The sequence below is a fragment of the Streptomyces sp. NPDC031121 genome, assembly GCF_055570615.1.
Genome location: NZ_JBVIGV010000001.1, coordinates 441,449 through 467,064 on the forward strand (window position 1 = coordinate 441,449; position 25,616 = coordinate 467,064).

Here is a 25,616-nt window from a genome sequence, read left to right on the forward strand (position 1 = left end):
GGAGGGTTGACCTACCCCCTGCTCAGACGATCGAACCGTCCACGAAACACCACCGCCACGTCTCGCCCGGTTCGAAGCTCCGCATCACCGGATGGCCGGTGGCCCGGTGGTGCGCCGCGGCGTGCCGGTGCGGCGAGGAGTCGCAGCACGCCACGTACCCGCACTCCAGGCACATCCGCAGCTGCACCGGGTGGCTGCCGAGGACCGCGCACTCGGGGCACGTCAGGGCGGCCGGGGCGGGCTCGGGGCGCGGCAGTCCGGGAACGTGGGTGCACTCGCTCATGATGGCCAGCGTACTGACGAGCGGGCGCCGCGCGGGGAGCCGGCGGCCGCGGCCGCGACGAGCGAGGTGGAGCTGCCGATGGAGGTACTGCCGCTGGTGGGACTGGTGGCGGGCAGCACGGCGGTGGCCGGCGCCGCCCGCCTCACGCCGGTGCCCGCCCCGCTGCTGCTGGTCGCCGCCGGGCTGGCGGCCTCGTACGTGCCCGGGGTGCCCCCGTACGAGCTGGACCCGCACGTCGTGCTGCCGCTGCTGCTGCCCCCGCTGCTGCACACGGCCGCCGTGGACAGCTCGTACCTGGACCTGCGGGCGAACGTGCGGCCCGTCGCCCTGCTGTCCGTCGGCTACGTGCTCTTCGCGACCCTGGCCGTCGGGTACGCCGCGTACCTGCTGGTGCCGGGGCTGCCGCTGCCCGTGGCGCTGGTGCTGGGGGCGGTCGTCGCTCCGCCCGACGCGGTCGCGGCGACCGCGATCGCCCGCCGGCTCGGCCTGCCGCACCGCATCACGACCATCCTCCAGGGGGAGTCCCTGGTCAACGACGCCACCGCCATCACCGCGTACCGGGTGGCCCTCGCGGCCGCCGTAGGCGTGAGCGCCGGCTGGGCCGGCGGGATCGCGGAGTTCCTGCTCGCGTCGGTCGGCGGGGTCGGCGTCGGCCTGCTGCTGATGGTGCCCATCCACCACCTTCGGACGCGGCTGCGGGACCCGCTGCTGAAGAACACCCTGGCGCTGCTGATCCCGTTCGCGGCGTACGCGGCCGCCGAGCGGGTCCACGCCTCGGGCGTCCTCGCCGTCGTCGTCGTGGCCCTGTACCTCGGGCACCGGAACTGGCAGGTGGACTTCGCGACGCGGCTCCAGGAGGAGGCGGTGTGGAAGGTCGTCGCCTTCGTCCTGGAGTCCGTGGTCTTCGCGCTGATCGGCCTCCAGCTGCCGGTGGTCCTGGCAGGGCTCGGCGCGTACGAGGGCACGGCCGCCGCCTGGTACGCGCTGGCGGTGTTCGCGGCCGTGGTCGTCTCCCGGTTCGTCTGGGTGTTCCCGGCGACGTTCCTGCCGCTGCGGCTGTCCGCGCGGATCCGGGCGCGGGAGCCGGACACCACCTGGAAGGGGGCGTTCGTGGTCGCCTGGGCCGGCATGCGCGGGGTGGTGTCGCTGGCGATCGCCTTCTCCGTGCCGATGGACGTGCCGCACCGCAGCCTCATCCTGTTCCTCACCTTCACGACCGTCATCGGGACCCTGGTCGTGCAGGGACTCACGCTGCCGCCGCTGATCCGGCTGCTGCGGCTGCCGGTCCCCGACGCGAAGGCGCAGACCCTGGCGGAGGCGCAGGCCCAGAGCGAGGCCTCGAGGGCGGCGGAAGAGCGGCTCGCCGAACTGCTGGCCGAACCGCGGAACGCGCTGCCGCCGCCGCTCGCGGAGCGGCTGCGCACGGTGCTGGAGCGGCGCCGCAACGCGGTGTGGGAACGGCTCGGCGAGGTGAACCCGCTGACCGGGGAGTCCGCCGACGACATCTACCGGCGGCTCGCGCGGGAGATGATCGCCGCCGAGCGGGAGGTGTTCGTCGCCCTGCGGGACGCACGGCGCATCGACGACGAGATGCTGCGCGGGCTGCTGCGCCGCCTGGACCTGGAGGAGGCGGCCGCCTACCGGGAGCAGACGGGCTGACGGCGGGCCCGCCCGGGGTCCGCGCTCGCGCTCAGGGGCGGCCGGTGACGACGGCCGTGACGGCGCTGCCCCGCGGGAACTCGCCGCGCGCCGCCAGCTCGGCCAGCGCCCACAGCAGCTTGGCGACGTAGATCCGCTCGACGGGGACCCCGTGCCGCTCCTCGAAACCGGCGGCGAACGCCTCCAGGGCGGCGGGGACGCGCGCGTAGCCGCCGTGGTCGAAGCCCTCGGCGAGGCTCCAGTCCCCGGCGGGGCCGCCGAAGGCCTGCCGCTGGAGGGACCGCACCTCCGCGCCGAGGAACCCGCCGGCCAGCACCGGCACCCCGAGGGCCCGCTGCCCCGGGGCCAGCCCGGCAGCCAGCCCGGCCAGGGTCCCGCCCGTCCCGCAGGCGACGGCGACGGCGTCGGACGCGCCCCGCAGCTCCCGGCCCAGCCCGGCGCAGCCTTCGAGGGCCAGGGCGTTGCTGCCGCCCTCGGGCACGGCGTACGCGCAGGCCGCGCCGGCGCCGTCCAGCAGCCGGGCGAGCACCGCGGGCTCGGCCTTGCGCCGGTAGTCGGACCGGGACACGAAGTGCAGCCGCATCCCGTCGGCCGCGCAGCGGGCGAGGGAGTCGTTGAGCGGCCGCCCGGCGAGCTCCTCGCCGCGGACGATGCCGACGGTGCCGAGCCCGAGCAGCCGCCCGGCGGCGGCGGTGGCCCGCAGGTGGTTGGAGTAGGCGCCGCCGAACGTCACCAGCTCCCGGTGCCCGCCCGCCACCGCGGCCCGCAGATTGGGCGCGAGCTTGCGCCACTTGTTCCCGGGCAGCTCGGGGTGCACGAGGTCGTCCCGCTTGAGCAGCAGCCGCACCCCGCACCGCTCGAACCGCTCGTCGCGGATCTCCTGCAACGGGGACGGCGGGCGCGGCTGCAAGAGCACGTCAAGGTTCGCGGGGCGGTTCACCCGTCCATTGTGGGGCGCGCCCGTCCTCGCCGTCGCACGTCAGAGCCCCGCCCACACGGTTCGGGTCGTGTGAGCGGGGCCGAAGCCGGCGCGCTGGACTGCCTTGCTCGCCGTCGCCCAGCGGGCCGGGGTCTACACGTCGCGGCTGACCCGGGCATGATCGGTGAACACGCGCCGGAACAGGTCGTGCCCGGTCCGCCCGGCGTGCCGGAGCGCCCAGTCCTGCGGTCCTTCCTGTTCGTCGTGCGCGCCCGACTCGGCTCCGCAGCCTTCGGCGACGCAGAACGCCTCGTAGGTCACCCCGCCCTCTGGGGCGTGCCGGATGGTGTGGGGGACGTAGCGCAGCACGGCGCGGGTCATCGGCTCACCTTCGTGTGGGGGTGCTGACGGATCTCGACGTTGCAGTCCACGACCCCTGACAGGTCCCGAAGCCGGTAGCACTCCGCGCGCTGAACGACCAGGGCCGCACACACGTCGCACGTCGGGTCCGTCGGATCGGGATCGGGCACCGGAAACGGATCACGCTGTTCGACCTGCTGCCACAGTCCCCGCACCATTCCGGATCCCTTCGTATCTCGCTGGTACCGGGATCGTCGCCGTGGTGATCAGGACGGGGGAACCTCGTACGTTTCCCACTTCGGGACGTCCCACGGCCTGTAGAACGTCCCCATGCAGAACGAGCGGTTAAGGGCCCTGATGGCATCGGGCGGCTGGACTCATGCGTCGCTGGCGAGCGCCACGGGCGTCGATCCGAAGAGCGTGGAACGCTGGGTCAACCTGGGACGCACCCCACGGCGGGCAACGGCGCTGTTGGCTGCCGAGACGCTGGGCGAGGACGTCCACGCATTGTGGCCGGCGCTGAGACAGGCCCGTGCCGCGCGGGCCGTCAGTCCCGAACTGGTGGCGCTGTACGACCAGCGAGCGGACCTTCCCGTTTCCGTGTTCGTGGACCTGCTGACGGCAGCTCGCGAGCGGATCGACGTGCTGGTCTATGCGGCGGTGTTCCTGCACGAGGCGTATCCCCGCCTGAATGAACTCCTTCGGGAACGTGCGGCGGACGGCTGTACGGTCCGGATCGCCATCGGTGACGCGGACAGCGAGAACGTCAGGCAGCGTGGACAGGAAGAGAGATTCGGGCACGGCATCGAATCCCGCTGCCGTCTCGCCCTCATGCACTACCGACCCTTGGCCGACGTTCCCGGCATCGAGCTTCGAACGCACGACACGACCCTGTACAACAGCCTGTACCGGGCGGACGACGAAGCCTTGATCAATGCCCATGTCTGGGGTGTGAACGCGTACGGTGCGCCCGTGTGGCACCTTCGCCGCCACGAAGCCGGGGGCATGTTCGACACCTACGCCGAGAGCTTCGATGCGGTGTGGGAGACGGCCCGCCCCGTGGAGGAGTGACCCGATGGCCCGGACCGAGTACTACGACGATCCCCACGCGCCCGCGCCGAACAGCATGGTCGTGGCGGCCTCCGCCGTCGTCACGGACGACCAGGGGCGCATCCTGCTGCAACGGCGCCGCGACAACGACCTGTGGGCCCTCCCCGGCGGCGGGATGGACCTCACGGACTCCCTCCCCGGCACGGCCGTCCGAGAGGTCAAGGAGGAGACCGGCCTCGACGTGGAGATCACGGGACTGGTCGGCACCTACACGGACCCGAAGCACATCATCGAGTACAGCGACGGCGAGGTCCGCCGTCAGTTCAACGTCTGCTTCACGGCCCGCATCACCGGGGGCGCGCTGGCGATCTCGGACGAGAGCACGGAACTGCGTTTCGCGGGGCCGGCCGAGTTGGGGGCCCTGCCCATGCATCACACCCAACGGCTCCGTATCCGGCACTTCTTGGAACATCGGCAGACGCCCTACCTCGGCTGAGCGCAGCCCTGAGAGGCTGGGTGCTGTGGACCAGCCGACAGCATTGTGGGCGCCCCTGCCCGTGCCGTCGGGGTGGGCGGCCCGTGGGCCTCGTCGGGGGCCGCCCTGGCGGTGGTGGGTCAGTTCAGCTGGGCGGCGACGCGGGTGCGGAAGGACTGCATCGTGAAGCCGCGGGGGTCGATCTTGCCCGGCTGCCATTCCAGGTGGCCGATCACCGAGCGCTCCGTCCAGCCGTGGACGCGGCAGACCGCGGCCGCCGCGCGGGCCATCGCGTCGAGTTGGACGGTCGGCCAGGGGTCTCGGCCGTCGCCGAGGTTCTCGCATTCGAAGCCGTAGAAGTGGCGGTTGCCGTCGGTGCCGCGCTCGTTGTCCGGCGGCAGCCGGCTCTCGGCGATCACCGCCGTCAGGACGTCCTTGTCGCCCGAGCCGGCGTGGTTGGCGCGGCCGTAGCCGACCAGGTGGACGCGGCCGTCCTTGGTGATCACGCCGTGGCAGAGCGGCCCGGGCAGCGCCTCGTGGCCGTCGCGGCACAGCTGCACGGTGTACGCCGTGCCGCGCGTGACGGTGTGGTGGATCATCACCCCGTGCACGGGGCCCCACGGCCCCTTGTGGTTGCGGTTGTGGGTGCGCCAGGCGCCGACCTCCACGACGGTCAGGCCCTCGTGGCGCAGTGCGTCGATGAACCGGTCCGCGGACATGGGTGCGGCCATGGACCGCCTCCTTTGCGGTGCAATGCGGTCACCTTGCGTGGCGACCCGTTGCATACGGTGTAAAGGAGGGGGTCCTTGCATGGCTAGGGCTTTCGTACGGCGTGCGAGCCGATCCGGACAGCGCGGCCGCGTCCCGGCCGGCCCGCACGCCCCACGCGGCGCGTCCCGTTACGCGGAGGCCAGCCACATGTCGGGGCCGAAGACCTCGTAGTGGATGTCCGCGGCGGGCACGCCCTTGCCCAGGAGCTGCTCCCGTACGGCCCGCATGAAGGGCAGCGGCCCGCACAGGTAGGCGGTCGTGCCGGGGGCGACCTCGACGTCGGCCAGGTCCATGAGGCCCTCGGTGTCGCCGGGTTCGGCGCCGGCCTCGTACCAGAACCGGGCCGTGGCGTCGGTCAGCTTCAGGGCGAGGGCGCGGTGGTCGGAGCGCAGCGCGTGGTCGGCGGGGGAGCGGTCGGCGTGCAGGACGGTGACGGGGGCGGTGCGGCCGCTCTCGGCGAGGTGCTCCAGCATCGACAGCATCGGCGTGCAGCCGATCCCTGCGGACGCGAGCAGCACCGGCGCGTCGGAGTCCTCCAGGACGAGGTCGCCGTACGGGGGCGACAGGCGCAGGACGTCGCCGACGGTGACGCGGTCGTGGAGGTGGTTCGAGACCTCGCCGTCGGGGCCGGCGACGGCCGCGCCGCGGATCCGCTTGACGGTGATCGCGCGGGTCGGCGAGCCGGGGGCGCCGGTCAGGCTGTACTGGCGTATCTGCCGGGCGCCGTCGGGGAGTTCGACCTGCACGGAGACGTACTGGCCGGGCTTGGCGGCGGGGACCGGGGAGCCGTCGGCGGGGGCGAGGTGGAAGGTGGTGCAGTCCGCGGTCTCCTCCACCCGGGCGGTGACCTGCCAGGGGCGCCAGACGTCGCCGGCGACGACCTGCTGCTCGGCGTAGAGCCGCTCCTCGATGGCGGCGAGGGCGTTCGCCATCAGCCAGTACACCTCGTCCCAGGCCTCGGCGACCTCGGGGGTGACGGCGTCGCCGAGGATCTCGGCGATCGCCTCGAAGAGGTACTTGTGGACGACCGGGTACTGCTCGCGGGTCACGCCGAGCGAGGCGTGCTTGTGGGCGATGCGGCTCAGCATCGCGTCCGGGCGGGTGCCCGGGTGGGCGAGGAGGTGGCTCGCGAAGGCGGCTATGGAGCCGGCGAGGGCCTGCTTCTGCACCCCGGCGGCCTGGTTGCCGCGGTTGAACAGGTCGCGCAGCAGCTCGGGGTGGGCGGCGAAGAGCTTCGTGTAGAAGAGCTCCGCGATGTCGCCGACCGCCGCTCCGACGGCGGGCAGGGTGGCACGGACGGTCTCGGCCGACTTCTCGGACAGCATCGGTTCTCCTCGCGTTGGTGCGGTGGTGCGCGTCGTGCGGAATGGGTATCTGAGATGCAAGTTTTATGGTGTGGGCCGCCGTTGCGAACCGGCCGTCCGGCCCGCGGGTCAGGGACCTTCGGCCCGCCCGGCGGGCGGCCCGCCGCCGCCCGAGATGCCGAGCAGCAGCGGACCGGTCGGCGCCGCGACCATCTCCTCCACCGTCAGCGGGTCCAGGGCGGCGAAGAACGCCTCCTGCGCCCGGCGCAGGGCGCCCCGCAGGACGCACGCGCCGCGCAGCGGACAGGGGGTCTCGCCGTCGCAGTCCACGACGTCGCCGGCGCCCTCCAGTTCGCGGACCACGCCGCCCACCGAGGCCGCCCGCCCGGCCGCGGTCAGCGCCAGGCCGCCGCCTCGCCCCCGGCGCGCCTCGACCAGCCCGAGGTGGCGCAGCCGGGCGACGACCTTGGCGGTGTGCGTGTACGGGACCTCCATCACCGCCGCGACGTCGCGCGTGGTGGGCAGGTCCCCCTCGGCGACGGCCAGGCGCATCAGGACGCGCAGGGCCAGGTCCGTGAATCGGGTCAGGCGCATGCCTGCACCCTAGGAAACTGGCATCCAGCATGCAAATTTCACATCGGCCCGCGGAGCGGAGGGGTGGACCCGAGAGGGTGCCCACCGCTCCGACGGAGTAGTCCCACCCTTTTGTGTAATGGTCCCACCACCGTGTGTGCTGAAAGGCTTCTGCCGCAGATCCGTGGAGTGATCGAGAGGAAGCACATGTCGGTGCAGGCAGGTTCCGGAACCGAGGCCGCGACTCCCCAGCGGAGTCTTGCCCCATCGGCCGCGCGGAACTTGGCAACCACGACCAAGTCCGTCCCGCAGATGCAGGAGATCACCTCCCGGTGGCTCCTGAGGATGCTCCCCTGGGTGTCCGTGCAGGGCGGCACCTACCGCGTCAACCGCCGCCTGAGCTATTCGGTCGGCGACGGGCGCGTGGAGTTCGTCAAGACCGGGTCCCGGGTCGAGGTCATCCCCGCCGAGCTCGGCGAGCTCCCGCTGCTGCGCACGTACGAGGACCAGGACGTCCTGGCCGAACTCGCCCAGCGCTGCCGGCAGGTCGACTTCGAGGCCGGCCAGGAGCTGACCTCCTTCGGCAGCGCCGCGGACCGGGTCTTCCTGCTCGCCCACGGCCGCGTCGAGCAGATCGGCCCCGGCCCGTACGGCGAGGACGCGGTCCTGCGGACCGTCGCCGACGGCGCCTACTTCGGGGACGACTGCCTCGCCGACGACGACGCGATCTGGGAGTACACCGCCCGCGCCGTCACCGCCGGCACCGCGCTCGTCCTGTCCGCCCAGGACTTCCGGATGCTCGCCGACCGCGCCGGCTCGCTCCGCGCGCACGTGGACGCCGTACGTTCCGCGCCCGGCCGGCCCGCCAACGCCTACGGCGAGGCCGCCATCGACCTCTCCGCCGGCCACCGAGGCGAGCCCACCCTGCCCGGCACGTTCGTCGACTACGAGGCCAGCCCCCGCGAGTACGAGCTCTCCCTCGCGCAGACGGTCCTGCGGGTCCACACCCGCGTCGCCGACCTGTACAACCATCCGATGAACCAGACCGAGCAGCAGCTGCGGCTGACGGTCGAGGCGCTGCGCGAGCGCCAGGAGCACGAGATGGTCAACAACCCGGAGTTCGGGCTGCTCCACAACGCCGAGTACGACCAGCGCATCCAGCCGTACGGCGGCGCCCCGACTCCCGACGACATGGACCGGCTGCTCAGCATGCGGCGAGGATCCCGGCTGTTCCTCGCCCACCCGGAGGCCATCGCCGCCTTCGGCCGCGAGTGCAACAAGCGCGGCCTCTACCCGGACACCGTCGACGTCGAGGGGACCCGCGTGATGGCCTGGCGCGGCGTGCCGATCTTCCCCTGCGACAAGATCCCGATCAGCGAGGCCCGCACCACGTCCATCCTGTGCATGCGCACGGGCGAGGAGGAGTCCGGCGTCATCGGCCTGCACCAGCCGGGCATCCCGGACGAGATCGAGCCGAGCATGTCCGTGCGGTTCATGGGGATCAGCGAGCAGGCGATCATCTCGTACCTGGTGACGGCCTACTTCTCCGCGGCGGTGCTCGTGCCGGACGCGCTCGGCGTCCTGGAGAACGTCGAGATCGCCCGCCGCGCCTGATCGGCGTGGCGGCGAGCACCGGGGAGGGGGGCACCCATGGGCGCCACTGAGGCGGTCGCGGCCGGCGAGGGACAGGAGGCCGCGGCCCTGCTGGAGCGGACGAGGGGAGCGGTCGATCCGCTGCTGCGCCGGGCGGTCGGAAGCCTGCCCGGCCCGATGCGGCGCGTGGCGATGTACCACTTCGGCTGGGAGGCCGCGGACGGCACCCCGGCGGCGGGCGGGGCGGGCAAGGCCATCCGGCCGGCCCTGGTGCTCGCCGCGGCGCGCGCGCTCGCCGGGCCGGACGGCGGGGCCGCGGCCGACGCGGCGGTCCGCGCGGCGGTCGCCGTCGAACTCGCCCACAACTTCACCCTGCTGCACGACGACGTCATCGACCGGGACGCCACGCGCCGCGGCCGGGCGACGGCCTGGACCGTGTTCGGCACCCCGGACGCGATCATCACGGGCGACGCGATGATGGCGCTCGCCCTGCGGCTGCTCGCGGAGGACCCGCACCCCGCGTCGGCGGCGGCCTCCGCCCGCCTCGCGGCCTGCATCGTCGAGCTGTGCGCCGGCCAGCAGGCGGACTGCGCCTTCGAGCGGCGGCCGCAGGTCCCGCTGGAGGAGTGCCTGGTCATGGCGACGGCCAAGACCGGCGCCCTGCTCGGCTGCTCCTGCGCGCTCGGCGCCCTGTACGCGGGCGCGGGGGAGGAGGAGGTCGACGCGATGGACGCCTTCGGGCGCGAGGCCGGACTGGCCTTCCAGCTGATCGACGACCTGATCGGCATCTGGGGCGACCCCGGGCACACCGGCAAGCCCGCCGGGGCCGACCTGCTCGCCCGCAAGAAGTCGCTCCCCGTCGTGGCCGCCCTCGGCTCGGGCACCGCGGCGGGCGAGGAGCTCGCCGCCCTGTACGCGGGCCCGATGGAGGGGGAGGACGTACGGCGGGCGGCGGACGCGGTGGAGCGGGCCGGCGGACGGGACTGGGCGCAGGCCCATGCCGCCGACCGGATGGGCCGGGCCGTGCAGCAGCTGTCCCGGGCCGTTCCCGACCTGGGGGCGGCGGGAGGGCTGCTGGCGCTGGCGGAGTTCGTGACGCGCCGTACCCGCTGAGCGCGTCCGCGCAAGCCCTGTTCCGGCACAGCATGGTGCCGGAACAGGGCTTTCCGCCGTTGGGGCCCAACTCTAGGATCGCTGGCGGTTGTTGAGACGCGGCTGAAGGGTGTGCCCAGTGGTTCTGGAGATACGGCAGGCGGACGGGTCGGACCGCGACGCGGTGGCGCGGCTGCTCGACGAGGCCTTCCGCGACGACCCGGTGAGCAGCTGGGTCTTCCCCGATCCCGCGCACCGGGCCGCCGTGCACGGGAAGTTCCTCGGCGTCTTCGTGGACGTCGCGCTCGCCGAGGGGCGGATCGACTGCGCGGCCGACGGGTCCGCCGCCGCGCTGTGGCTGCGCGTCCCGGCCGGCGGCCCCGAGGAGGGCGGCGCGGAGGACGACGTACCGGCCCTCATGCGGGCCGTCGCCGACCCGGACAACGAGCGGTGCGAGCTGGTCGGGCGGCTGACCGGGGCCGTCCACCCGACCGCCGAGGAGCACGAGTACCTGCTGATGATCGCGGTCGCCCCGGACCGGCAGGGCGAGGGGCTGGGGACCGCGCTGATGCGGCCGGTGCTGGAGCGGTGCGACCGGGAGGGCGTGCCCGCCTACCTGGAGGCGAGCAGCGAGCGCAGCCGGCGGCTGTACGAGCGGCTCGGGTGGGAGTTCACGGGCGAGGCGGTGCGGCTGCCGGACGGGCCGCTGATGTGGCCGATGTGGCGCAAGCCCCGCCCGGTCGCCGAGCCGGCGGCCTGACCCCGGCGGGCGGGGCCGGGGGCGCTGCCCGCCGGGCCGGAGCGCCGCCCGGTGCGCGCGCAAGCCCGGGAACCGGCCGACCGGACGGAACCGGCCTACCGTGGAGGTATGGCCGTCGAACACCGACACTCCCACCGGCACCCCCCGCCCGCGCCCCCGGTGGTCGCGCCGCAGTCCGAGCACGAGCAGCACCACTGCCCTGCCTGCGGGCGCCCCGTCGAGACGCTCCTGCGGCGCCGCAAGGCCATGGGGGTCTTCGTCCCCGAATGGATTCCGGGTCCCTGCCGCAACCGGGACTGCGCGCGGTACGCCTCCGAGGAGGGCGGCAGGCTGCCCTGACCCGGCCGTACCCCGCGGCCACCGGTGCGGTGCGCGCAGCCCGGAGCGAGCGGGGCCCCGCCCCCGGAGGATTCCGGAGGCGGGGCCGTGTTCACCGCGCCCTGTCCGGGCGGACGCTCAGCCCTTGGCGTCCAGGCCGGAGGCCGCGAAGCCGTTGGCCCACAGCTGGTTCACCCGGGCCCGCTCGGTGCTGTTCGGGGTGGCGTTGGTGCAGGAGGTGCCCGGCCCGCCGCCCGACATCAGCTCGGAGCAGGGGCCCGAGTAGTGGTCGGGCAGGCCCAGCACGTGGCCCGTCTCGTGCGAGGTCACCCGCGTGGAGTTGTACTGCTGGTTCTGCCGGTAGTCGAGGAAGATGTAGCCGCGGCCGTGCCCGTCCGTGCTCGCGTACGAGCCGCGCGGGTCGTTGCCCTCGCGGTAGGAGAAGCTGCCGCCGGTGGAGACCTCCTGGAGGCGGACGTTCGTCACCGAGCTGTTCCAGATCTGCGTGGAGCGGGCGATCTGGGTGCGGAAGCTCGGCGCGTTGCGGGTGTTGTACGTGACCGTGACCACGGCGGCGCCGGGGTTCGCGGCCCGCTGCTCGGCGACCGAGCGCTGCACGGCCTCGAAGAAGGCCTTGGTGGCGGCCTGGTTCTCCTGGGAGCGCTCGTAGGCGGCGTACGTCGCGGCGCTGCCGGCGGGGACGGGGGCTGCGCCGGCGTTGGGGACGACGCCGAGCGCGGTGGCGAGACCGAGGCCGGCGGCGGCTGCCAGCAGGGTCTTGCGGGATATGCGGGAGTGGCGCATGTGGGGTGCTCCTACTCGAAATCCGGTGGGGGGGTGGGTCGTTCGGTACCGGAGTCTGCGGGAGCGTGCGGGGCCCGCGGATGATGTCAGCCCCCGATAACACCGTCCTATCGGAAGGTTTCGGAGGGTCGACTTCCGTGAGAATGGCGGGATTCGATGGGGTATCAGTGGCTGGTGAAGTGCGCCGTGGCCGACCTACCCTCGGTCCATGGAGCTCGAGGTGAGGCACCTGCGCGCGCTCTGCGCCATCGCCGACGCCGGCAGCCTGCACAAGGCCGCCCGGCAGCTCGGCGTGAGCCAGCCCTCCCTGACGACCCAGCTGCGCCGCATCGAACGCGCCCTGGACGGCGAGCTGTTCCTGCGCGAGCGCACCGGCTGCCGGCCCACCCCCTTCGGGCGCAGCGTCCTCGGCCGCGCCCGGCCCCTGCTCGACGGGATGGCCGCCCTCGTCGCCGAGGCCCGCGCGATGGCGAGCGGCCCGCGGATCCGCCTCGGCTCCACCGCCAGCCGCGCCCTGCCCGGCTGGCTGCGCCGGCTGCACCGCCGGTGGCCCGACACCGAGACTTCCCTCTTCGTCGACGTCTCGCCCAACGCCCTCCTGCGGATGGTCGCTTCCGGCCAGCTGGACGTCGCGTTCGTGCACGAGGTGGAGGGCAGCCCGCTGCGGGTGCCCCCGGGGCTGGAGTTACGGGTCCTCGTGGAGCGGGAGCCGCAGTTCGTCTCGATGTCCCCGGACCATCCCGCGGCCCGCCGGAGCGTGGTCGACCTGCGGGACCTGGCCGCCGACCGGTGGACCGTCGACCCCTCCGTCGACGGCGAGTGGGACGGCCTGCGGCGGGTGTTCGCCGCCGCCGGCCTCGACCCGCCCGTCCTGCACGCCGACTACCACACCGCCTCCTCGCTGATCGTCTCCGGCGAGGCGGTCGCCCCCTGCCAGCCGACCTCCAACCCCCGCGGCGACATGGCCGTCCGCCCGCTGGCCGGCGACCCGCTCGCCGTGCGCCTGCTGCTGGCGACGCGGCCCGGCGAACACCCCGAGGCCTTCGAGGACCTCCGCGCCGCCTACCGGGAGGCGGCCCGCACCTCGCCCGTGTACCGGGCCTGGCTGCGCCGCCACGCGAGCCCCCTGCTCGCCGCCTCATAGCCGCGGCCGCGCCCCCGCTCTCCACTGGTCCGCCGCCCGGCCCCCTGCCCGGCCGCCTCGCGGCCGTCGCCGCGCCCTCTCCTGCCCGCTCCCGAGCGGCCGCCCTTGACTTCGACAACCCGCGATATATCGTGTTGGAAGAAGACGCGATATGTTGCGTGCCGTCGTACGTGCCGAGGAGGGCCAGCACCATGGCAGAGCAGAAGACGTGGTCGGTGGGGGAGCCGCAGAAGATCGCCTTCGACGCCCCGGTGGCCGAGCTCCGGGTCCGCATCGCCGGCGGGACCGTCAACGTCGTCGCCGACGAGGGCCCGGCCCGCCTGGAGGTGGCCGCGATCGACGGCCCGCCCCTGTACGTCGTGCAGGAGGGCGGCACCCTCACCGTCTCCTACGAGGACCTCCCCTGGAACGGCGCGCAGGGCCTGCGCGAGTGGTTCGAGAGCAAGCCGTGGAAGGCCTGGTCAGGCTCGGCCGAGGGCCGCAAGGCCTGGGAGCGCACCGCCACCGCCACCCTCACCGTTCCGGCCGGCACCCGGGTCCGCGTCGCCGCGATCGGCGCCGGCGCCGTGGTCTCCGGCATCGCCGGGGACGTGGACGCCAACACCGTCTCCGGCGACCTCACGCTGGTCCGGCTGTCCGGCACCGTCAAGGCGCACACCGTCTCCGGGAGCGTGGAGGCCCAGTCCGTCACCGGCGAGCTCGGCTTCCGCACCGTCTCCGGAGGCCTCACCGTGGTCGACGGCGCCGCCGGGCGCGTACGGGCCGACTCCGTCAGCGGGGACATGCTGATCGACCTCGACCCCGCTGGCAGCCCCCGCCTCGACGTCGCACTGAACTCCGTCTCCGGGCAGGTCGCGGTCCGCCTGCCGCACCCCGCGGACGCCCGCGTCGAGGCCAACACCGCCACCGGCGGCATCTCCAACGGCTTCGAGGAGCTCCACGTCTCCGGCCAGATGGGCGCCAAGCGCATCACCGGCAGGCTGGGGGCGGGCAGCGGGAGCCTGCGCGCCACCACGGTCTCCGGCGCCATCGCCCTGCTGCGCCGCCCGGCCGGGGAAGCCCCGGCCGCCCCGCTCGCGCTCGACAAGAAGGTGCTCTGACATGCCGCCCGTCTTCGCCCACGGCCGACTCCGCCTGTACCTGCTCAAGCTGCTGGACGAGGCGCCGCGCCACGGCTACGAGGTGATCCGCCTGCTGGAGGAGCGCTTCCAGGGCCTGTACGCCCCCTCGGCGGGCACGGTCTACCCGCGACTGGCCAAGCTGGAGGCCGAGGGCCTCGTCACGCACGCCACCGAGGGCGGGCGGAAGGTGTACTCCATCACCGACGCCGGGCGCGCCGAACTGGCCGGGCGCGGCGGCGAGCTCGCCGACCTGGAGCTGGAGATCCGCGAGTCGGTCTCCGAGCTGGCCGCCGAGATCCGCGACGACGTGCGCGGTGCGGCCGGCGCGCTGCGGAGGGAGATGCTGGCCGAGGCCTCGGCGACGCAGACCCGCGTCGAGGACGAGTCCTGGAAGGCCGCCAAGGAGGAGATGCGCCGGGCCCGCCACGAGTGGAAGGAGCAGGCCCGGCGCGCCAAGGACGAGAGCCGCCGCGCCCGCGAGGAGGCGCAGCAGGCCCGCCGCCAGGCCAAGGAGGCGCAGGAGCGGGCCCGCGAGGAGGTCGCCCGGCTGGCGGCCCAGCTGCAGGAGCAGTTCGCGAAGTCCGGGGGGATGCTGGGCAGCCTGGCCGGCAGCTGGCTGGGCGGTGCGGGCGGTGCCGCCCGTACGGCCGGTGCCGCCGGTACGGCCGGTGGGGGCGCCCCGGCTCCGGAGGCCGCCGACTGGGCGGCGGACCTCCCGCGCACCGGCGACCCGGTGCGCGACCTGGACCGGCTGCTGGACCGCTTCCGCGACGGCGTCCGCGACGCCGCCCGCGACCACGGTGTCACCGCGGCCCAGGTGGAGGAGGCGCGCGCCCACCTGGCGGCGGCGGCCGCCCGCATTGCGCAGGCCCTCACGCCCTCCCGCTGACACCCGCCCGCCCGCCTGTACCGGCGGGCGGGCGGGGCGGGCGGGGGCGGGCGGGGCGGGCCGGGGCAGGCCGCATCCCGGCCTAGACGGTCAGGACGACCTTGCCGAACAGGTCGCCGGCGGCCAGCTTCTCGAAGCCCTCCCGGGCCCGGTCCAGCGGCAGGACCTCGTCGATCACCGGCCGCAGGCCCGTCGTCGCGCAGAACGACAGCAGGTCCTCCAGCTCGTCCTTCGAGCCCATCGTCGAGCCGACCACCTTGAGCTCCAGGAAGAAGATCCGGGTCAGCTCGGCGTGCGCGGGGCGGTCCCCGCTCGTGGCGCCGGAGATGACCAGGGTGCCGCCGGGGCGCAGCGACTTGACCGAGTGCGACCAGGTGGCCGCGCCGACCGTCTCGATGACCGCGTCCACCCGGTGCGGCAGGCGCGCGCCCGGCTCGAAGGCGTCCGCCGCGCCGAGCTCCACGGCCCGCTTGCGCTTGGCCTCGTCCCGGCTGGTCGCGTACACGCGGAGCCCGGCGGCCCTGCCCAGCGCGATGGCCGCGGTCGCGACGCCGCCGCCGGCCCCCTGCACCAGGACCGAGTCGCCCGGCCGGACGCCGGCGTTGGTGAAGAGCATCCGGTACGCCGTCAGCCAGGCCGTGGGCAGGCAGGCGGCCTCCTCGAAGGACAGTTCGGCGGGCTTGCGCAGCACGTTCCAGGCGGGGACGGACACCTGCTCGGCGAAGGTGCCCTGGTAGCGCTCGGTCAGGATCGAGCGGGGCTCGTCGGGGCCGACGCCGTGGCCGCTCTGGCCGATCACCGAGTGCAGGACGACCTCGTTGCCGTCCTGGTCGATGCCGGCGGCGTCGCAGCCGAGGATCATCGGGAGCTTGTCCTCGCCGAGGCCGACCCCGCGCAGCGACCAGAGGTCGTGGTGGTTGAGGGAGGCGGCCTTGACGTTCACGGTCACCCAGCCGGGGCGGGCCGACGGAGCCGGGCGCTCGCCCAGCTCGAGGCCGCTCAGCGGCTGGTCACGGTCGATACGGGCGGCGTAGGCAGCGAACATGCCGCGACGCTACCGCCCGGTAGGCGGCGGGGCCAGCCCTGCCGGCACATCGCGGGTGAGGCCTTCGTCGCACCGGCGCCGGCCGCCGGCCGGGGACCGCCCCGGCCGGCCGGCGGACCCGTATCCCGCCGGGCGGGAACCGGACAGGGGGGCGGCGGCGTCCTTCCGGCAGAGGGCGCCCGCGCCGGAACGGAACTGTCTGTCGCATGCCCAACTACACGCTGTACCTGCGGTCTTGACGGATTCTGGGCACTAAGCGGAATGGCGAGATCACGCCATTTGGGCCGGTAGTATTCCGTCCGGCGCGGCCAAGCTCGTCATGAGCCTGTCATTTCGGGCGCGTCTGCTCCGAGATGTCCGAGGCCCGCGCGGCGGTCCCTCGAACGACTCGCCGACGCGGTGCGACCCCTCCCGGTTCGGGGGCGGGGAGGGTGCGCGCCGCGGGCGGGCGCACACGTGGAGGGGCCCGGCCGGATCGGATCCGGCCGGGCCCCTCCACGCGCAGTGCGGCTGTCAGCCGAGGCGGGCCACCCCGTCGGCCTTGGCGGCGGCGGCCACCGCGGCCGCGACGGCCTCGGCGACGCGCTCGTCGAACGGCGACGGGATCACGTAGTCGGCGGCGAGCTCGTCGCCCACGACGCCCGCGATGGCGTCGGCGGCGGCGATCTTCATGCCCTCGGTGATCCGGCTGGCGCGGACCTTCAGGGCGCCCGCGAAGATCCCGGGGAACGCCAGCACGTTGTTGATCTGGTTCGGGAAGTCCGAGCGGCCCGTCGCGACGACGGCCGCGTACTTGTGCGCGACCTCCGGGTGGACCTCCGGGTTCGGGTTGGCCATGGCGAAGACGAAGGAGTCCTTCGCCATCGAGGCGACGGCCTCCTCGGCCACGGTGCCGCCCGAGACGCCGATGAAGACGTCCGCGCCGGCGAGGGCCTCCTCCAGCGAGCCGGTCAGGCCCGACTTGTTCGTCAGGGCGGCGATCTCCGCCTTGACGTCCGTCAGGTCCGTCCGGTCCGCGGAGACCACGCCCTTGCGGTCGGTGACGCACACGTCGCCGATCCCGGCGTCCACGAGGATCTTGGCGATGGCGATGCCCGCCGCGCCGGAGCCCGAGATCACGGCGCGCAGGTCGCCGAGCGTGCGCCCGGTGAGCTTCGCGGCGTTGCGCAGGGCGGCCAGCGACACGATGGCCGTGCCGTGCTGGTCGTCGTGGAAGATCGGGATGTCGAGGGCCTCCTGGAGGCGCCGCTCGATCTCGAAGCAGCGGGGCGCGGAGATGTCCTCCAGGTTCACCCCGCCGAAGGAGGGCGCGAGGCGGACCACGGTCTCGACGATCTCGTCCGTGTCCTTGGTGGCGAGCGCGATCGGGACCGCGTCGACACCGCCGAACTGCTTGAAGAGGATGGCCTTGCCTTCCATCACCGGAAGGGAGGCCTCGGGACCGATGTCACCGAGCCCGAGCACGGCCGTGCCGTCGGTGACGACCGCGACCACGTTGGACTTCCAGGTGTACTCGTTCACCAGCTCGGGCTGCTCCGCGATCGCGGTGCAGACCTTCGCCACGCCGGGCGTGTAGGCGAGGGACAGGTCGTCCTTGTTCTGGACCGGCACCGTGGCCTGGATGGCCATCTTGCCGCCCCGGTGCAGTGCGAACACCGCGTCCGGGTTGTTGTCCGTAACGCTGTCGCTGCGAGGATTGACGATCTCCGCTGCCACTGTTCTAGACCCCTTAAGTCTTTGAATCATTGAGGGTTGGCCACTCCTGGTTAAGGGGTGGGCGGGCACCGCGTCCGTACTCCGCATCGGCGGTTGGCCCGCCTCCGCGAAGGGGAGGTTCGAACACGCGGGGCGCGCCGCACGCGCGCCCTGAGCCCCGGATGAGGGGTGTAAGGATCCGTTGTACCCGAAGAACAGTCACCCAGACGAGTCGATTCCGGCTGGACTGGATGCCTCTTGTCCGGTTTTCGGCGAAAGGTCCAAAGAGCTCGGTCCGACAGCCGAGACGCTCCGTAAATAATCCGTCAAAAAGGCCAGGTCACAGCTGTTCCTTCGGTGCATCGGCGTCCGCTCCGCAGCCATGGTGGGCACTTCGGGGCACCCGTTATCCGATTTTGACCTGACGAACTGCCTGAATGCGTCAGTCCGAATGGCAAGATGCCGTAACCGCACGAGGTCGCGACACTCGAAGGTGCGTGCCCGACCCGTTCTCGCTTGTTTTTCCCTGCTCAGCCGGAGGAACCTGCTCATGACCGCAAGCACCACCCGTCGTACGACCGCCGCCCGGTCCCGGATCGCCGCGGTCGCAGCGATCGCGGTCTCCGGCGCCCTGATCCTCACCGGTTGCGGCGACCAGACCGACAAGGGCTCGACGACGCCGTCGGGCCAGGCGGCCAACAGCAGCGCGCCGCTGTTCTCCAAGCTGCCGAAGAAGATCCAGGACGCCGGCGTCATCAAGGTCGGCACCGACGCCACCTACGCCCCGATGGAGTTCACCGAGGGCGGCAAGATCGTCGGCGTGGACCCCGACATCGCCGCGGCCCTGGCCAAGCAGCTGGGCGTGGAGTTCAAGTTCGAGTCCGGCACCTTCGACACGCTGATCGGCAGCATGCAGACCGGCCGCAGCGACGTGGTCATGTCCTCGCTGACCGACACCAAGGCCCGCCAGGAGGGCCTTGACGACAAGGGCAACAAGACCGGCGCGGGCGTCGACTTCGTCGACTACTTCCAGGCCTCCACCGGCATCCTGGTCAAGAAGGGCAACCCGGAGGGCATCAAGACCCTCGACGACCTGTGCGGCAAGAAGGTGGCCGTCCAGCGCGGCACCACCTACGAGCAGTCCGCCAAGGACCAGGCCGAGAAGTGCAAGAAGGACGGCAAGGGCGAGCTCGCCATCGAGTCCTTCCCGACCGACGCCGAGGCCCAGACCCGCGTCAAGGCCGGCGGCGCTGCCGCCGACCTGAACGACTCGCCGGTCGCCGCGTACATCGCGAAGACCGCGGGCGGCGGCAACGACTTCGAGGCCATCGCCAACCCGACGGACGCCGGCTTCTTCGGCATCGCCGTCGACAAGAAGAACACCGAGCTCCGCGACGCCCTCCAGCAGGCGCTGGACGCGATCATCAAGGACGGCACCTACAAGGCCGCCCTCGACAAGTGGAACGCCGGCTCCGGAGCCGTGACCGAAGCCAAGGTCAACGCCGGCCAGTGACCTACCCGGAGTACTCCCCTCGTACTTCGTCTTCCTTGCACCACTGAAGGGCAGTCACTGTGACTGACAAGCTCGACAAGGCCTCCGGCCCGGCGGACACCCCGCCGGCCGGGGCCGTCCCCCCCGAGGCGATCCGCGCCATCCCCGTGCGCCACTACGGCCGGTGGATCAGCGCGGTGGTCGTCATCGCGCTCGCCGCGGCCCTCGCGTACGCCTTCTCCCAGGGCAACGTGCGCTGGGCCACCGTGCCCGAGAAGATGTTCGACCCCACGATCCTCAGGGGTCTGGGCAACACCATCTGGATCAGCATCGCCTCCATGGCGCTGGGCCTGGTCCTCGGTGTCCTCTTCGCCGTCATGCGGCTCTCGAAGAACCCCGTGACCAGCACCATCGCCTGGTTCTACATCTGGTTCTTCCGCGGCACCCCCGTGTACGTCCAGCTCCTCATCTGGTTCAACCTCGCCCTGATCTTCCCGATCCTGAACCTCGGGTTCTACAAGGACGAGATGACCCAGGTCATGACGCCGTTCCTGGCCGCCCTGCTGGGCCTCGGCCTGAACGAGGGCGCGTACATGGCCGAGATCGTCCGCGCCGGCATCCAGTCCGTCGACGAGGGCCAGACCGAGGCCTCGCACGCCCTCGGCATGACCCGGACGCAGACCATGCGCCGCGTCGTCCTCCCGCAGGCCATGCGCGTGATCGTCCCGCCGACGGGCAACGAGTTCATCAACATGCTCAAGACCTCGTCGCTGGTCGTCGCCGTGCAGTACTTCGACCTGCTGCGCGCGGCCCAGGACATCGCGTCCACCTCGTTCGCGGTCATGGAGATGTTCTTCGTCGCATCGATCTGGTACCTGGCCCTGACCAGCGTCTTCTCGGTCGGCCAGTACTACCTGGAGCGGCACTACGCCCGCGGTGCGCTGCGCTCCCTGCCGCCGACGCCGCTGCAGAAGATCAAGGCGAACCTCACCCGCCTCTCGAACCGGAAGGCGGTGGCCTGATGACGACGACTGCCATGGTCAAGGCCGAGGGCGTCCACAAGTCCTACGGCGCCGCGCACATCCTCAAGGGCATCGACCTGGAGGTCGCCCCGCGTGAGGTGTTCTGCCTGATCGGCCCCTCCGGCTCCGGCAAGTCGACCTTCCTGCGGTGCATCAACCACCTGGAGAAGGTCAACGGCGGCAAGCTGTACGTCGACGGCCAGCTCGTCGGCTACCGCCAGAAGGGCGACAAGCTCTACGAGCTGAAGGACAGCGAGGTCGCGGCCCAGCGCCGGGACATCGGCATGGTCTTCCAGCGCTTCAACCTCTTCCCGCACATGACGGCCATCGAGAACGTCATGGAAGCGCCGGTGATGGTCAAGCGCGAGTCCAAGGCGGTGGCACGCGAGCGCGCCATCAAGCTGCTCGACCGCGTCGGCCTCGGCGACAAGGGCGGGAACTACCCCGCCCAGCTCTCCGGCGGCCAGCAGCAGCGTGTGGCGATCGCCCGCGCGCTGGCGATGGAGCCGAAGCTCATGCTCTTCGACGAGCCGACGTCGGCGCTCGACCCGGAGCTCGTCGGCGACGTCCTCGACGTCATGCGGGACCTGGCCGAGTCGGGCATGACCATGGTCGTGGTCACGCACGAGATGGGCTTCGCCCGCGAGGTCGGCGACAACCTCGTGTTCATGGACGGCGGCGTCGTGGTCGAGTCCGGCCACCCGCGCGACGTCCTCGGCAACCCGCAGCACGACCGGACGAAGGCGTTCCTGTCGAAGGTGCTCTGAGCGGACGGTCCAGGAGGGGCGGCACGGTCACCGTGCCGCCCCTCCCGCATGCGCGGAGGGCGCCCGTTTTCGGGTGTTCCTCCAAAGGTTCCGGGAAGGTCCTACTTCAGACCGAGGACCAGCGCGTCGGACGGCGAGCACCACACCGTCCGCGCCTCCGCGAAGCCCGCCTCGCGCAGCGTCCGCGCGTGCCAGGCCGCGTCCGGAGTGTCCCCGTCGGCGTGCTCGCCGTAGATCTCGAAGCGGCGCTTCACGGGCTCGGCGAGCACCGGGTCGGCGGCCGCCAGGGCCCACCACTCGGCCCAGTCCGGCACGCCCGCCGCCTTGGCGCGGTCCATGCCGGCGTGCCGGTGGGCGCGCTCGGCCGCGTTGATCCGCGGGGTCGACGGGTCGGGCATGTGGTCGGCGTTCATGAAGACGCCGCCCTCCGGCAGCAGCGGGGCGAGCTGCCGGTAGAGCACCGCCAGCTGCGGGCTGTGCAGCCAGTGCAGCGCCGTGGCCGTCAGGACGGCGTCGTAGCGGTCGCGGGGGAGCGCCCGCGTCCACTGCGGGTCCTTCAGGTCGGCGGTGACGAAGGAGACCCGGGCATCGCCCGCGAAGTGGCCCCGCGCGATCGTCAGCAGGGCCGGGTCCAGGTCCACGCCCGTGCTCGACGCTCCGGGGAACCGCTTGAGGACGCGGTCCGTGATACTTCCCGTACCGCACGCCAGATCCAGCACCCTGGGGGTGGGGCCCGCCAGAGCCTCCAGCATGTCGAGCATCACCCGGAACCGCTCCTCGCGGTCGGGCATGTACCACTCCTGCTGCCGGTCCCAGCTGTCCTGCCAGGCCTGCCAGTCGGTGGTGGCCTCAGCCTCTGCCATCGCGAACCCCTCCGCCCGTTCCGTAATACCCTCGAATCAGTATCGACCGTTACCGCGAACCCTAATCCGCATCCGTAAGGACTACAAGTGGAACTGGCCCATTACTCGGACTACGCCGTGCGCCTGGTCAACACCGAGGAGCCGGCCCGCAACAAGGACGCCCTGACCTCGGTCGAGGCCGTCCGCGCCCTCTTCGGCGAGAGCGTCCAGATGGCGCGCCGCGTCACCGACACCGACGTGACGCGCTTCCGCAACGTCCGGGGGCGGCTCCGCGCCGTCTTCGAGGCCGCGGACGGCGGCGACCACGTCCTCGCCGTCGACCTGCTGAACTCGCTGCTGATGGAGTTCCCCGTCAGCCCCCAGGTCTCCGGCCACCAGTACCTCGACGACGAAGGCCGCCCCGACTGGCACATCCACCTCGCCGACCACCCCTCGAACGCCTCCGCCGGCTACGCGGCCATCGCCTCCTTCGGCCTGGCCTTCCACCTCACGGAGCACGGCCCCGACCGGCTCGGCCTCTGCCAGGCCCCGCCCTGCCGCAACGCCTACCTCGACACCTCCACCAACCGCTCCCGGCGCTACTGCTCCGACCGCTGCGCCACCCGGGCGAACGTCGCCGCCTACCGCGCCCGCAAGCGCCTGGAGGCCGAGGCGTCCGCCCGCAGCGGCCGCAGCGCCGACACCGCCCAGGACAGCCGGGCCCTCAGCGAGCTCTGATCCGCCGGGCGCGGCCGGAAGCGCAGCACGGCCGTCGCCAGCACCAGCTCCTCGGGCACCGTCCCGTAGTCGGTGCTGTCCCCGGTCCGGTTGTACGGGTTGTCCCCCAGCACCCACCAGCCGCCCCGGCGCCGCTCCACCGCCCGCTTCACCACCAGCAGGTCCTGCTGGAACGGGTGGCGCAGCACCACCACGTCACCCGGCCGGACCTCGGCCCCGTACCGCACGACCAGCCGGTCCCCGTTCAGCAGCGTCGGCACCATCGACGGCCCCGCCACCTCCAGCACCTCGAACCGGGTGCCCCTTCCGCCCGCCATGCCCGACCTCCTCGCCCGCTGCGGCCCCCCACGGCATGGTGCCGCACGGCCCCGTACGTTCGCTCACCGCTGCCCGCCCGCCCTCGGACTTTTGTCCCAAGCCTCAGGGGCCGCTCGCGAAATCCGCCCTCCCACGGAGTAATCTCGCCCTTGAGAAGACGATCACGAGGAGGAGTATCTCCATGCTTTCCCGCCTCTTCGCCGCCAAGGCGAAGGTCTCCGCCCACTGCGACCTGCCGTGCGGCGTCTACGACCCGGCCCAGGCCCGCATCGAGGCCGAGTCGGTCAAGGCCGTCCAGGAGAAGTACCAGGCCAACGAGGACGCCGACTTCCGCGCCCGGGCCATCACCATCAAGGAGCAGCGGGCCGAGCTCGCCAAGCACCACGTCTCGGTGCTGTGGAGCGACTACTTCAAGCCCCCGCACTTCGAGAAGTACCCGCAGCTGCACACCCTGGTCAACGACACCCTGAAGGCCCTCTCGGCCGCCAAGGCGTCGAACGACCCGGCGACCGGCCAGAAGGCCCTCGACCTGATCGCCGAGATCGACCGCATCTTCTGGGAGACCAAGGCCGCCTGAGCCGCGTCCCTCACGGCCCCCTTCCGGCCCCGGGCCGGGAGGGGGCTCGTGCGTACGGGGCGCGGGCGCGGATCTACGGGATCTCGTACCGGTCGTGCGGGATGGCGCGCTCCCACACCGCGCTGAACGCGTCGGCGCACAGCTTGGCGGCGGCCGGGTCGTCGCTCATCTCCCCGCCGGCGGATGCGCCGTCCCCGGTGAAGTGGTTCCAGCGGACGAGTCGGCCGTCGATGAGCCAGAAGTCGTTCCCCGGCAGGGCCAGGGTGCCGGCCTGCCGTCTGGGCAGCCAGCGCACTTCCTCGCCCGCCGCCATGTTGGTGAACGTCCCGTCGTACAGGAAGCGCGTGTACTCGCTGACCGGCTCGGAGACGATGCGGGCGCGGCGCACGGCCACGCCGCGGTCCACCGTGGCGGCGACGAGGTCCAGCCAGGGCCGCCACCAAGTGGCCCGGTCGGAGGGGTCGTGTCGGTGGCCGGCTCTCCAGTCGGCGAACGGGCCGGTCTCGTAGTCGACGGCGTACGAGTCGCGCATCTCCAGGTGGACGGCCGTGCGCTCGGCCGAGCCGAGCAGGTCAGGCCAGGCCGGCACGGTCGACGGCATCACATGCCTCCTTGATCGGCGTCGTCATGGCGACGGGTACCTGTCAGTCCAGTTCCGCGAGTGCGGCCACCAGCAGTCGGCCCTCCGGGGCGCCCCACCGGAGCAGCAGGCCGCCCGCCCTGTGGAGTTCGCCCCAGGCGTGGGGCCGGCCGATCTCGGATGCGTCCGCCAGGACGCTCGTGGCTGTTGTCAGCGCCGCCTCGGGCTCTCCGGCACCGGCGTACGCGCGGGCCAGGCATGCCCCGTACCAGGCCCGGTCGCGCCGGAAGGCGGGTGTGAACCCGGCGAGTCCTGCCCTCAGGTTCTCGATCGCGCTCCGCCAGTCGCGCAGGTGCAGGTCCGCCATGCCGCGCTGTGCCGTGAACCAGGACTCGCCGTAGAAGTACAGCCACGGCGGCGCGTCGGTCGCGTTCGCGATGATCAGCTGCGCCTCGTCGAGCCGGCGGTACGCCGCGTCCGCGTCGCCGTCGAGGGCGTGACCGCGGCCGGCCATCTGCACGGCCAAACCGCGGGTCGCGTCGCTCGCCCCCGGCGTTGATGCCGCGGCCTCCCCGAGGCGGATGGTGCGCCGGGCCCGCCCCCGGGACCAGGCGACGTGGGCCTTCATGCTCATGGTGGTGGCGGCCATGTCGCCGTGGCCCGATTCGAGGGCCCAGTCGTGGGAGCGGTCGAACCAGGCGAGCGCCAGTGCCGCGTCGTCCTGGTCCTGCGCCATCCAGGCGAGGAACTGCGCGTACTCCGCCATCACCCGCACGAGCCCGTCGGCGAGAGGGCCGCGCGCCTGGTCGTAGAGGCCGGCCACCGCCTCGAACTGCTTGGCCACCACGGCGGACATGACCCGCGAGCCGAGCGTGTCCTCAGCCCGGCGGTGCTCGGCCAGCAGGCGCTCTATTGCGGCGAGCGAGGGCGCGTCCAGCCGCATCCCGGATGCGGTGATGCGCCGTAGGCGCTCCGTGTCCGGATCGGCCACCAGGCCCGGCAGGGCGAGCGACGGCAAGGGCATTCCGGCGCCCGCGCCGCCCAGCAGTTCGGCGGGGATGCCGAGGCCCTCGATGATGCGCCGGCGGACCTCGACGGAGGTCACCGCGCGCCGCCGGTTCTCGATCGCAGAGATGTCCGGCTGCGCCAGGCCGACGAGGGCGCCGAGCCTGCTCTGGCTGCTGCGTGTCGCCTTCCGCCACTTCCTCAGCAGCATCGGCCAGTCCTCGGCTGCGGCGGCTGCGCGCAGGTCGGGGTGCACCCAGACGTCCAACTCCGGCTCCATGCCCGGAATATAGGACGGCCCTATAGGGCCCGGTAGTGGATCGGGCCGGAAGTCAGCCGACATGGTGGTCGCACAGAAGGGCACACGCGCGCCGGCCACCGAGGACGCGTGCCGCTGCTGCCCCCGCCACCCGTTGACAC

28 protein-coding genes are annotated in these 25,616 nt (G+C 72.8%); 15 read left to right on the top strand and 13 right to left on the bottom strand.

The window, feature by feature from the left end; genetic code table 11:
• Positions 1–22 precede the first annotated feature (22 nt).
• Positions 23–283, bottom strand: a complete 261-nt coding sequence (locus tag ACZ462_RS02100; protein ID WP_467807784.1) for a UBP-type zinc finger domain-containing protein — start codon at positions 281–283, stop codon at positions 23–25.
• 78 nt (positions 284–361) lie between these two features.
• Between ACZ462_RS02100 and ACZ462_RS02105 the strand changes: the two genes are divergently transcribed.
• On the top strand, positions 362–1,942 hold the full coding sequence (locus tag ACZ462_RS02105; RefSeq protein ID WP_467807799.1) for a Na+/H+ antiporter: 1,581 nt from the start codon (positions 362–364) through the stop codon (positions 1,940–1,942).
• Between the two features lie 31 nt (positions 1,943–1,973).
• On the opposite strand, the gene ACZ462_RS02110 is transcribed toward ACZ462_RS02105, so the two are convergent.
• Together ACZ462_RS02110 and ACZ462_RS02115 are read right to left on the bottom strand one after the other, a co-directional pair.
• Positions 1,974–2,882, bottom strand: coding sequence for a 1-aminocyclopropane-1-carboxylate deaminase/D-cysteine desulfhydrase (locus tag ACZ462_RS02110; protein WP_467807783.1), 909 nt, complete (start codon positions 2,880–2,882; stop codon positions 1,974–1,976).
• Positions 2,883–3,014: 132 nt separating this feature from the next.
• The gene (locus ACZ462_RS02115) at positions 3,015–3,242 is read right to left on the bottom strand and encodes a DUF7848 domain-containing protein (RefSeq protein WP_467807781.1); all 228 of its coding nucleotides are present in this window, start codon (positions 3,240–3,242) and stop codon (positions 3,015–3,017) included.
• A gap of 309 nt (positions 3,243–3,551) precedes the next feature.
• On the opposite strand from ACZ462_RS02115, the gene ACZ462_RS02120 reads away from it, so the two are divergent.
• Both ACZ462_RS02120 and ACZ462_RS02125 read left to right on the top strand, forming a co-directional pair.
• Complete coding sequence (locus ACZ462_RS02120) at positions 3,552–4,292, top strand: DUF5919 domain-containing protein (RefSeq protein ID WP_467807780.1); 741 nt, start codon at positions 3,552–3,554, stop codon at positions 4,290–4,292.
• Positions 4,293–4,296: 4 nt separating this feature from the next.
• Complete coding sequence (locus ACZ462_RS02125) at positions 4,297–4,767, top strand: NUDIX domain-containing protein (RefSeq protein ID WP_467807779.1); 471 nt, start codon at positions 4,297–4,299, stop codon at positions 4,765–4,767.
• Between the two features lie 119 nt (positions 4,768–4,886).
• Here ACZ462_RS02125 and ACZ462_RS02130 read toward each other — a convergent pair whose 3' ends face one another.
• The 3 genes from ACZ462_RS02130 to ACZ462_RS02140 all read right to left on the bottom strand — a co-directional run bounded on the left by ACZ462_RS02130 (position 4,887) and on the right by ACZ462_RS02140 (position 7,415).
• The gene (locus ACZ462_RS02130; protein WP_467807778.1) at positions 4,887–5,477 is read right to left on the bottom strand and encodes an N-acetylmuramoyl-L-alanine amidase; all 591 of its coding nucleotides are present in this window, start codon (positions 5,475–5,477) and stop codon (positions 4,887–4,889) included.
• Positions 5,478–5,645: 168 nt separating this feature from the next.
• Positions 5,646–6,842 (bottom strand): globin domain-containing protein, encoded by a 1,197-nt coding sequence (locus ACZ462_RS02135; RefSeq protein WP_467807777.1) that lies wholly within the window; start codon positions 6,840–6,842, stop codon positions 5,646–5,648.
• A gap of 108 nt (positions 6,843–6,950) precedes the next feature.
• Positions 6,951–7,415, bottom strand: a complete 465-nt coding sequence (locus tag ACZ462_RS02140) for an RrF2 family transcriptional regulator (protein ID WP_467807776.1) — start codon at positions 7,413–7,415, stop codon at positions 6,951–6,953.
• Between the two features lie 186 nt (positions 7,416–7,601).
• Between ACZ462_RS02140 and ACZ462_RS02145 the strand changes: the two genes are divergently transcribed.
• The 4 genes from ACZ462_RS02145 (at position 7,602) to ACZ462_RS02160 (ending at position 11,178) form a co-directional block, all read left to right on the top strand.
• Entirely contained in the window at positions 7,602–9,008 is a 1,407-nt protein-coding gene (locus tag ACZ462_RS02145) for a family 2B encapsulin nanocompartment shell protein (RefSeq protein WP_467807775.1), read from the top strand.
• A gap of 36 nt (positions 9,009–9,044) precedes the next feature.
• A complete protein-coding gene (locus ACZ462_RS02150; protein ID WP_467807774.1) occupies positions 9,045–10,100 on the top strand; it encodes a family 2 encapsulin nanocompartment cargo protein polyprenyl transferase in 1,056 nt (351 codons plus the stop codon).
• 118 nt (positions 10,101–10,218) lie between these two features.
• Complete coding sequence (locus tag ACZ462_RS02155; RefSeq protein WP_467807772.1) at positions 10,219–10,839, top strand: GNAT family N-acetyltransferase; 621 nt, start codon at positions 10,219–10,221, stop codon at positions 10,837–10,839.
• A gap of 108 nt (positions 10,840–10,947) precedes the next feature.
• A complete protein-coding gene (locus ACZ462_RS02160) occupies positions 10,948–11,178 on the top strand; it encodes a hypothetical protein (RefSeq protein WP_467807771.1) in 231 nt (76 codons plus the stop codon).
• 117 nt (positions 11,179–11,295) lie between these two features.
• On the opposite strand, the gene snpA is transcribed toward ACZ462_RS02160, so the two are convergent.
• Entirely contained in the window at positions 11,296–11,961 is a 666-nt protein-coding gene (gene snpA / locus ACZ462_RS02165) for a snapalysin (RefSeq protein ID WP_467807770.1), read from the bottom strand.
• A gap of 208 nt (positions 11,962–12,169) precedes the next feature.
• Between snpA and ACZ462_RS02170 the strand changes: the two genes are divergently transcribed.
• From ACZ462_RS02170 to ACZ462_RS02180, 3 genes are all read left to right on the top strand, one after another.
• Entirely contained in the window at positions 12,170–13,105 is a 936-nt protein-coding gene (locus tag ACZ462_RS02170; RefSeq protein ID WP_467807769.1) for a LysR family transcriptional regulator, read from the top strand.
• Positions 13,106–13,296: 191 nt separating this feature from the next.
• Positions 13,297–14,205, top strand: a complete 909-nt coding sequence (locus tag ACZ462_RS02175; RefSeq protein ID WP_467807768.1) for a DUF4097 family beta strand repeat-containing protein — start codon at positions 13,297–13,299, stop codon at positions 14,203–14,205.
• Between the two features lies 1 nt (position 14,206).
• Positions 14,207–15,115 carry a PadR family transcriptional regulator gene (locus tag ACZ462_RS02180; protein WP_467807767.1) on the top strand — a complete coding sequence of 303 codons (909 nt, stop codon included), beginning with the start codon at positions 14,207–14,209 and terminating at the stop codon, positions 15,113–15,115.
• A gap of 82 nt (positions 15,116–15,197) precedes the next feature.
• Here the strand turns inward: ACZ462_RS02180 and ACZ462_RS02185 are convergent, their stop codons facing one another.
• Entirely contained in the window at positions 15,198–16,160 is a 963-nt protein-coding gene (locus ACZ462_RS02185; protein ID WP_467807766.1) for a zinc-binding dehydrogenase, read from the bottom strand.
• A gap of 513 nt (positions 16,161–16,673) precedes the next feature.
• Positions 16,674–17,876, bottom strand: a complete 1,203-nt coding sequence (locus ACZ462_RS02190; protein WP_402376639.1) for an NAD(P)-dependent malic enzyme — start codon at positions 17,874–17,876, stop codon at positions 16,674–16,676.
• Between the two features lie 529 nt (positions 17,877–18,405).
• On the opposite strand from ACZ462_RS02190, the gene ACZ462_RS02195 reads away from it, so the two are divergent.
• From ACZ462_RS02195 to ACZ462_RS02205, 3 genes are read left to right on the top strand one after another with little or no spacing between them, the layout of a single operon-like run.
• Positions 18,406–19,368: an ABC transporter substrate-binding protein gene (locus ACZ462_RS02195; RefSeq protein ID WP_467807765.1), complete on the top strand. Its 963-nt coding sequence runs from the start codon at positions 18,406–18,408 to the stop codon at positions 19,366–19,368.
• A 59-nt stretch (positions 19,369–19,427) separates the two neighbouring features.
• Positions 19,428–20,369: an amino acid ABC transporter permease gene (locus ACZ462_RS02200; protein ID WP_467807764.1), complete on the top strand. Its 942-nt coding sequence runs from the start codon at positions 19,428–19,430 to the stop codon at positions 20,367–20,369.
• Positions 20,369–21,136: an amino acid ABC transporter ATP-binding protein gene (locus ACZ462_RS02205; protein WP_284575683.1), complete on the top strand. Its 768-nt coding sequence runs from the start codon at positions 20,369–20,371 to the stop codon at positions 21,134–21,136. The genes ACZ462_RS02200 and ACZ462_RS02205 overlap by 1 nt, the downstream gene beginning before the upstream one ends.
• A gap of 101 nt (positions 21,137–21,237) precedes the next feature.
• Here ACZ462_RS02205 and ACZ462_RS02210 read toward each other — a convergent pair whose 3' ends face one another.
• Positions 21,238–21,999 carry a class I SAM-dependent methyltransferase gene (locus tag ACZ462_RS02210; RefSeq protein WP_467807763.1) on the bottom strand — a complete coding sequence of 254 codons (762 nt, stop codon included), beginning with the start codon at positions 21,997–21,999 and terminating at the stop codon, positions 21,238–21,240.
• 87 nt (positions 22,000–22,086) lie between these two features.
• Between ACZ462_RS02210 and ACZ462_RS02215 the strand changes: the two genes are divergently transcribed.
• Positions 22,087–22,716, top strand: coding sequence for a CGNR zinc finger domain-containing protein (locus ACZ462_RS02215; protein WP_114054131.1), 630 nt, complete (start codon positions 22,087–22,089; stop codon positions 22,714–22,716).
• Here the strand turns inward: ACZ462_RS02215 and sodX are convergent.
• Complete coding sequence (gene sodX, locus ACZ462_RS02220) at positions 22,620–23,033, bottom strand: nickel-type superoxide dismutase maturation protease (RefSeq protein ID WP_467807762.1); 414 nt, start codon at positions 23,031–23,033, stop codon at positions 22,620–22,622. The genes ACZ462_RS02215 and sodX overlap by 97 nt on opposite strands.
• 182 nt (positions 23,034–23,215) lie before the next feature.
• Here sodX and sodN point away from each other — a divergent pair, with 182 nt between their 5' ends.
• Entirely contained in the window at positions 23,216–23,611 is a 396-nt protein-coding gene (sodN, locus tag ACZ462_RS02225) for a superoxide dismutase, Ni (RefSeq protein ID WP_125543802.1), read from the top strand.
• 73 nt (positions 23,612–23,684) lie between these two features.
• On the opposite strand, the gene ACZ462_RS02230 is transcribed toward sodN, so the two are convergent.
• Positions 23,685–24,212 (bottom strand): DUF6879 family protein, encoded by a 528-nt coding sequence (locus ACZ462_RS02230; protein WP_467807761.1) that lies wholly within the window; start codon positions 24,210–24,212, stop codon positions 23,685–23,687.
• 43 nt (positions 24,213–24,255) lie between these two features.
• Complete coding sequence (locus ACZ462_RS02235; RefSeq protein WP_467807760.1) at positions 24,256–25,476, bottom strand: helix-turn-helix domain-containing protein; 1,221 nt, start codon at positions 25,474–25,476, stop codon at positions 24,256–24,258.
• Between the last annotated feature and the right edge of the window lie 140 nt (positions 25,477–25,616).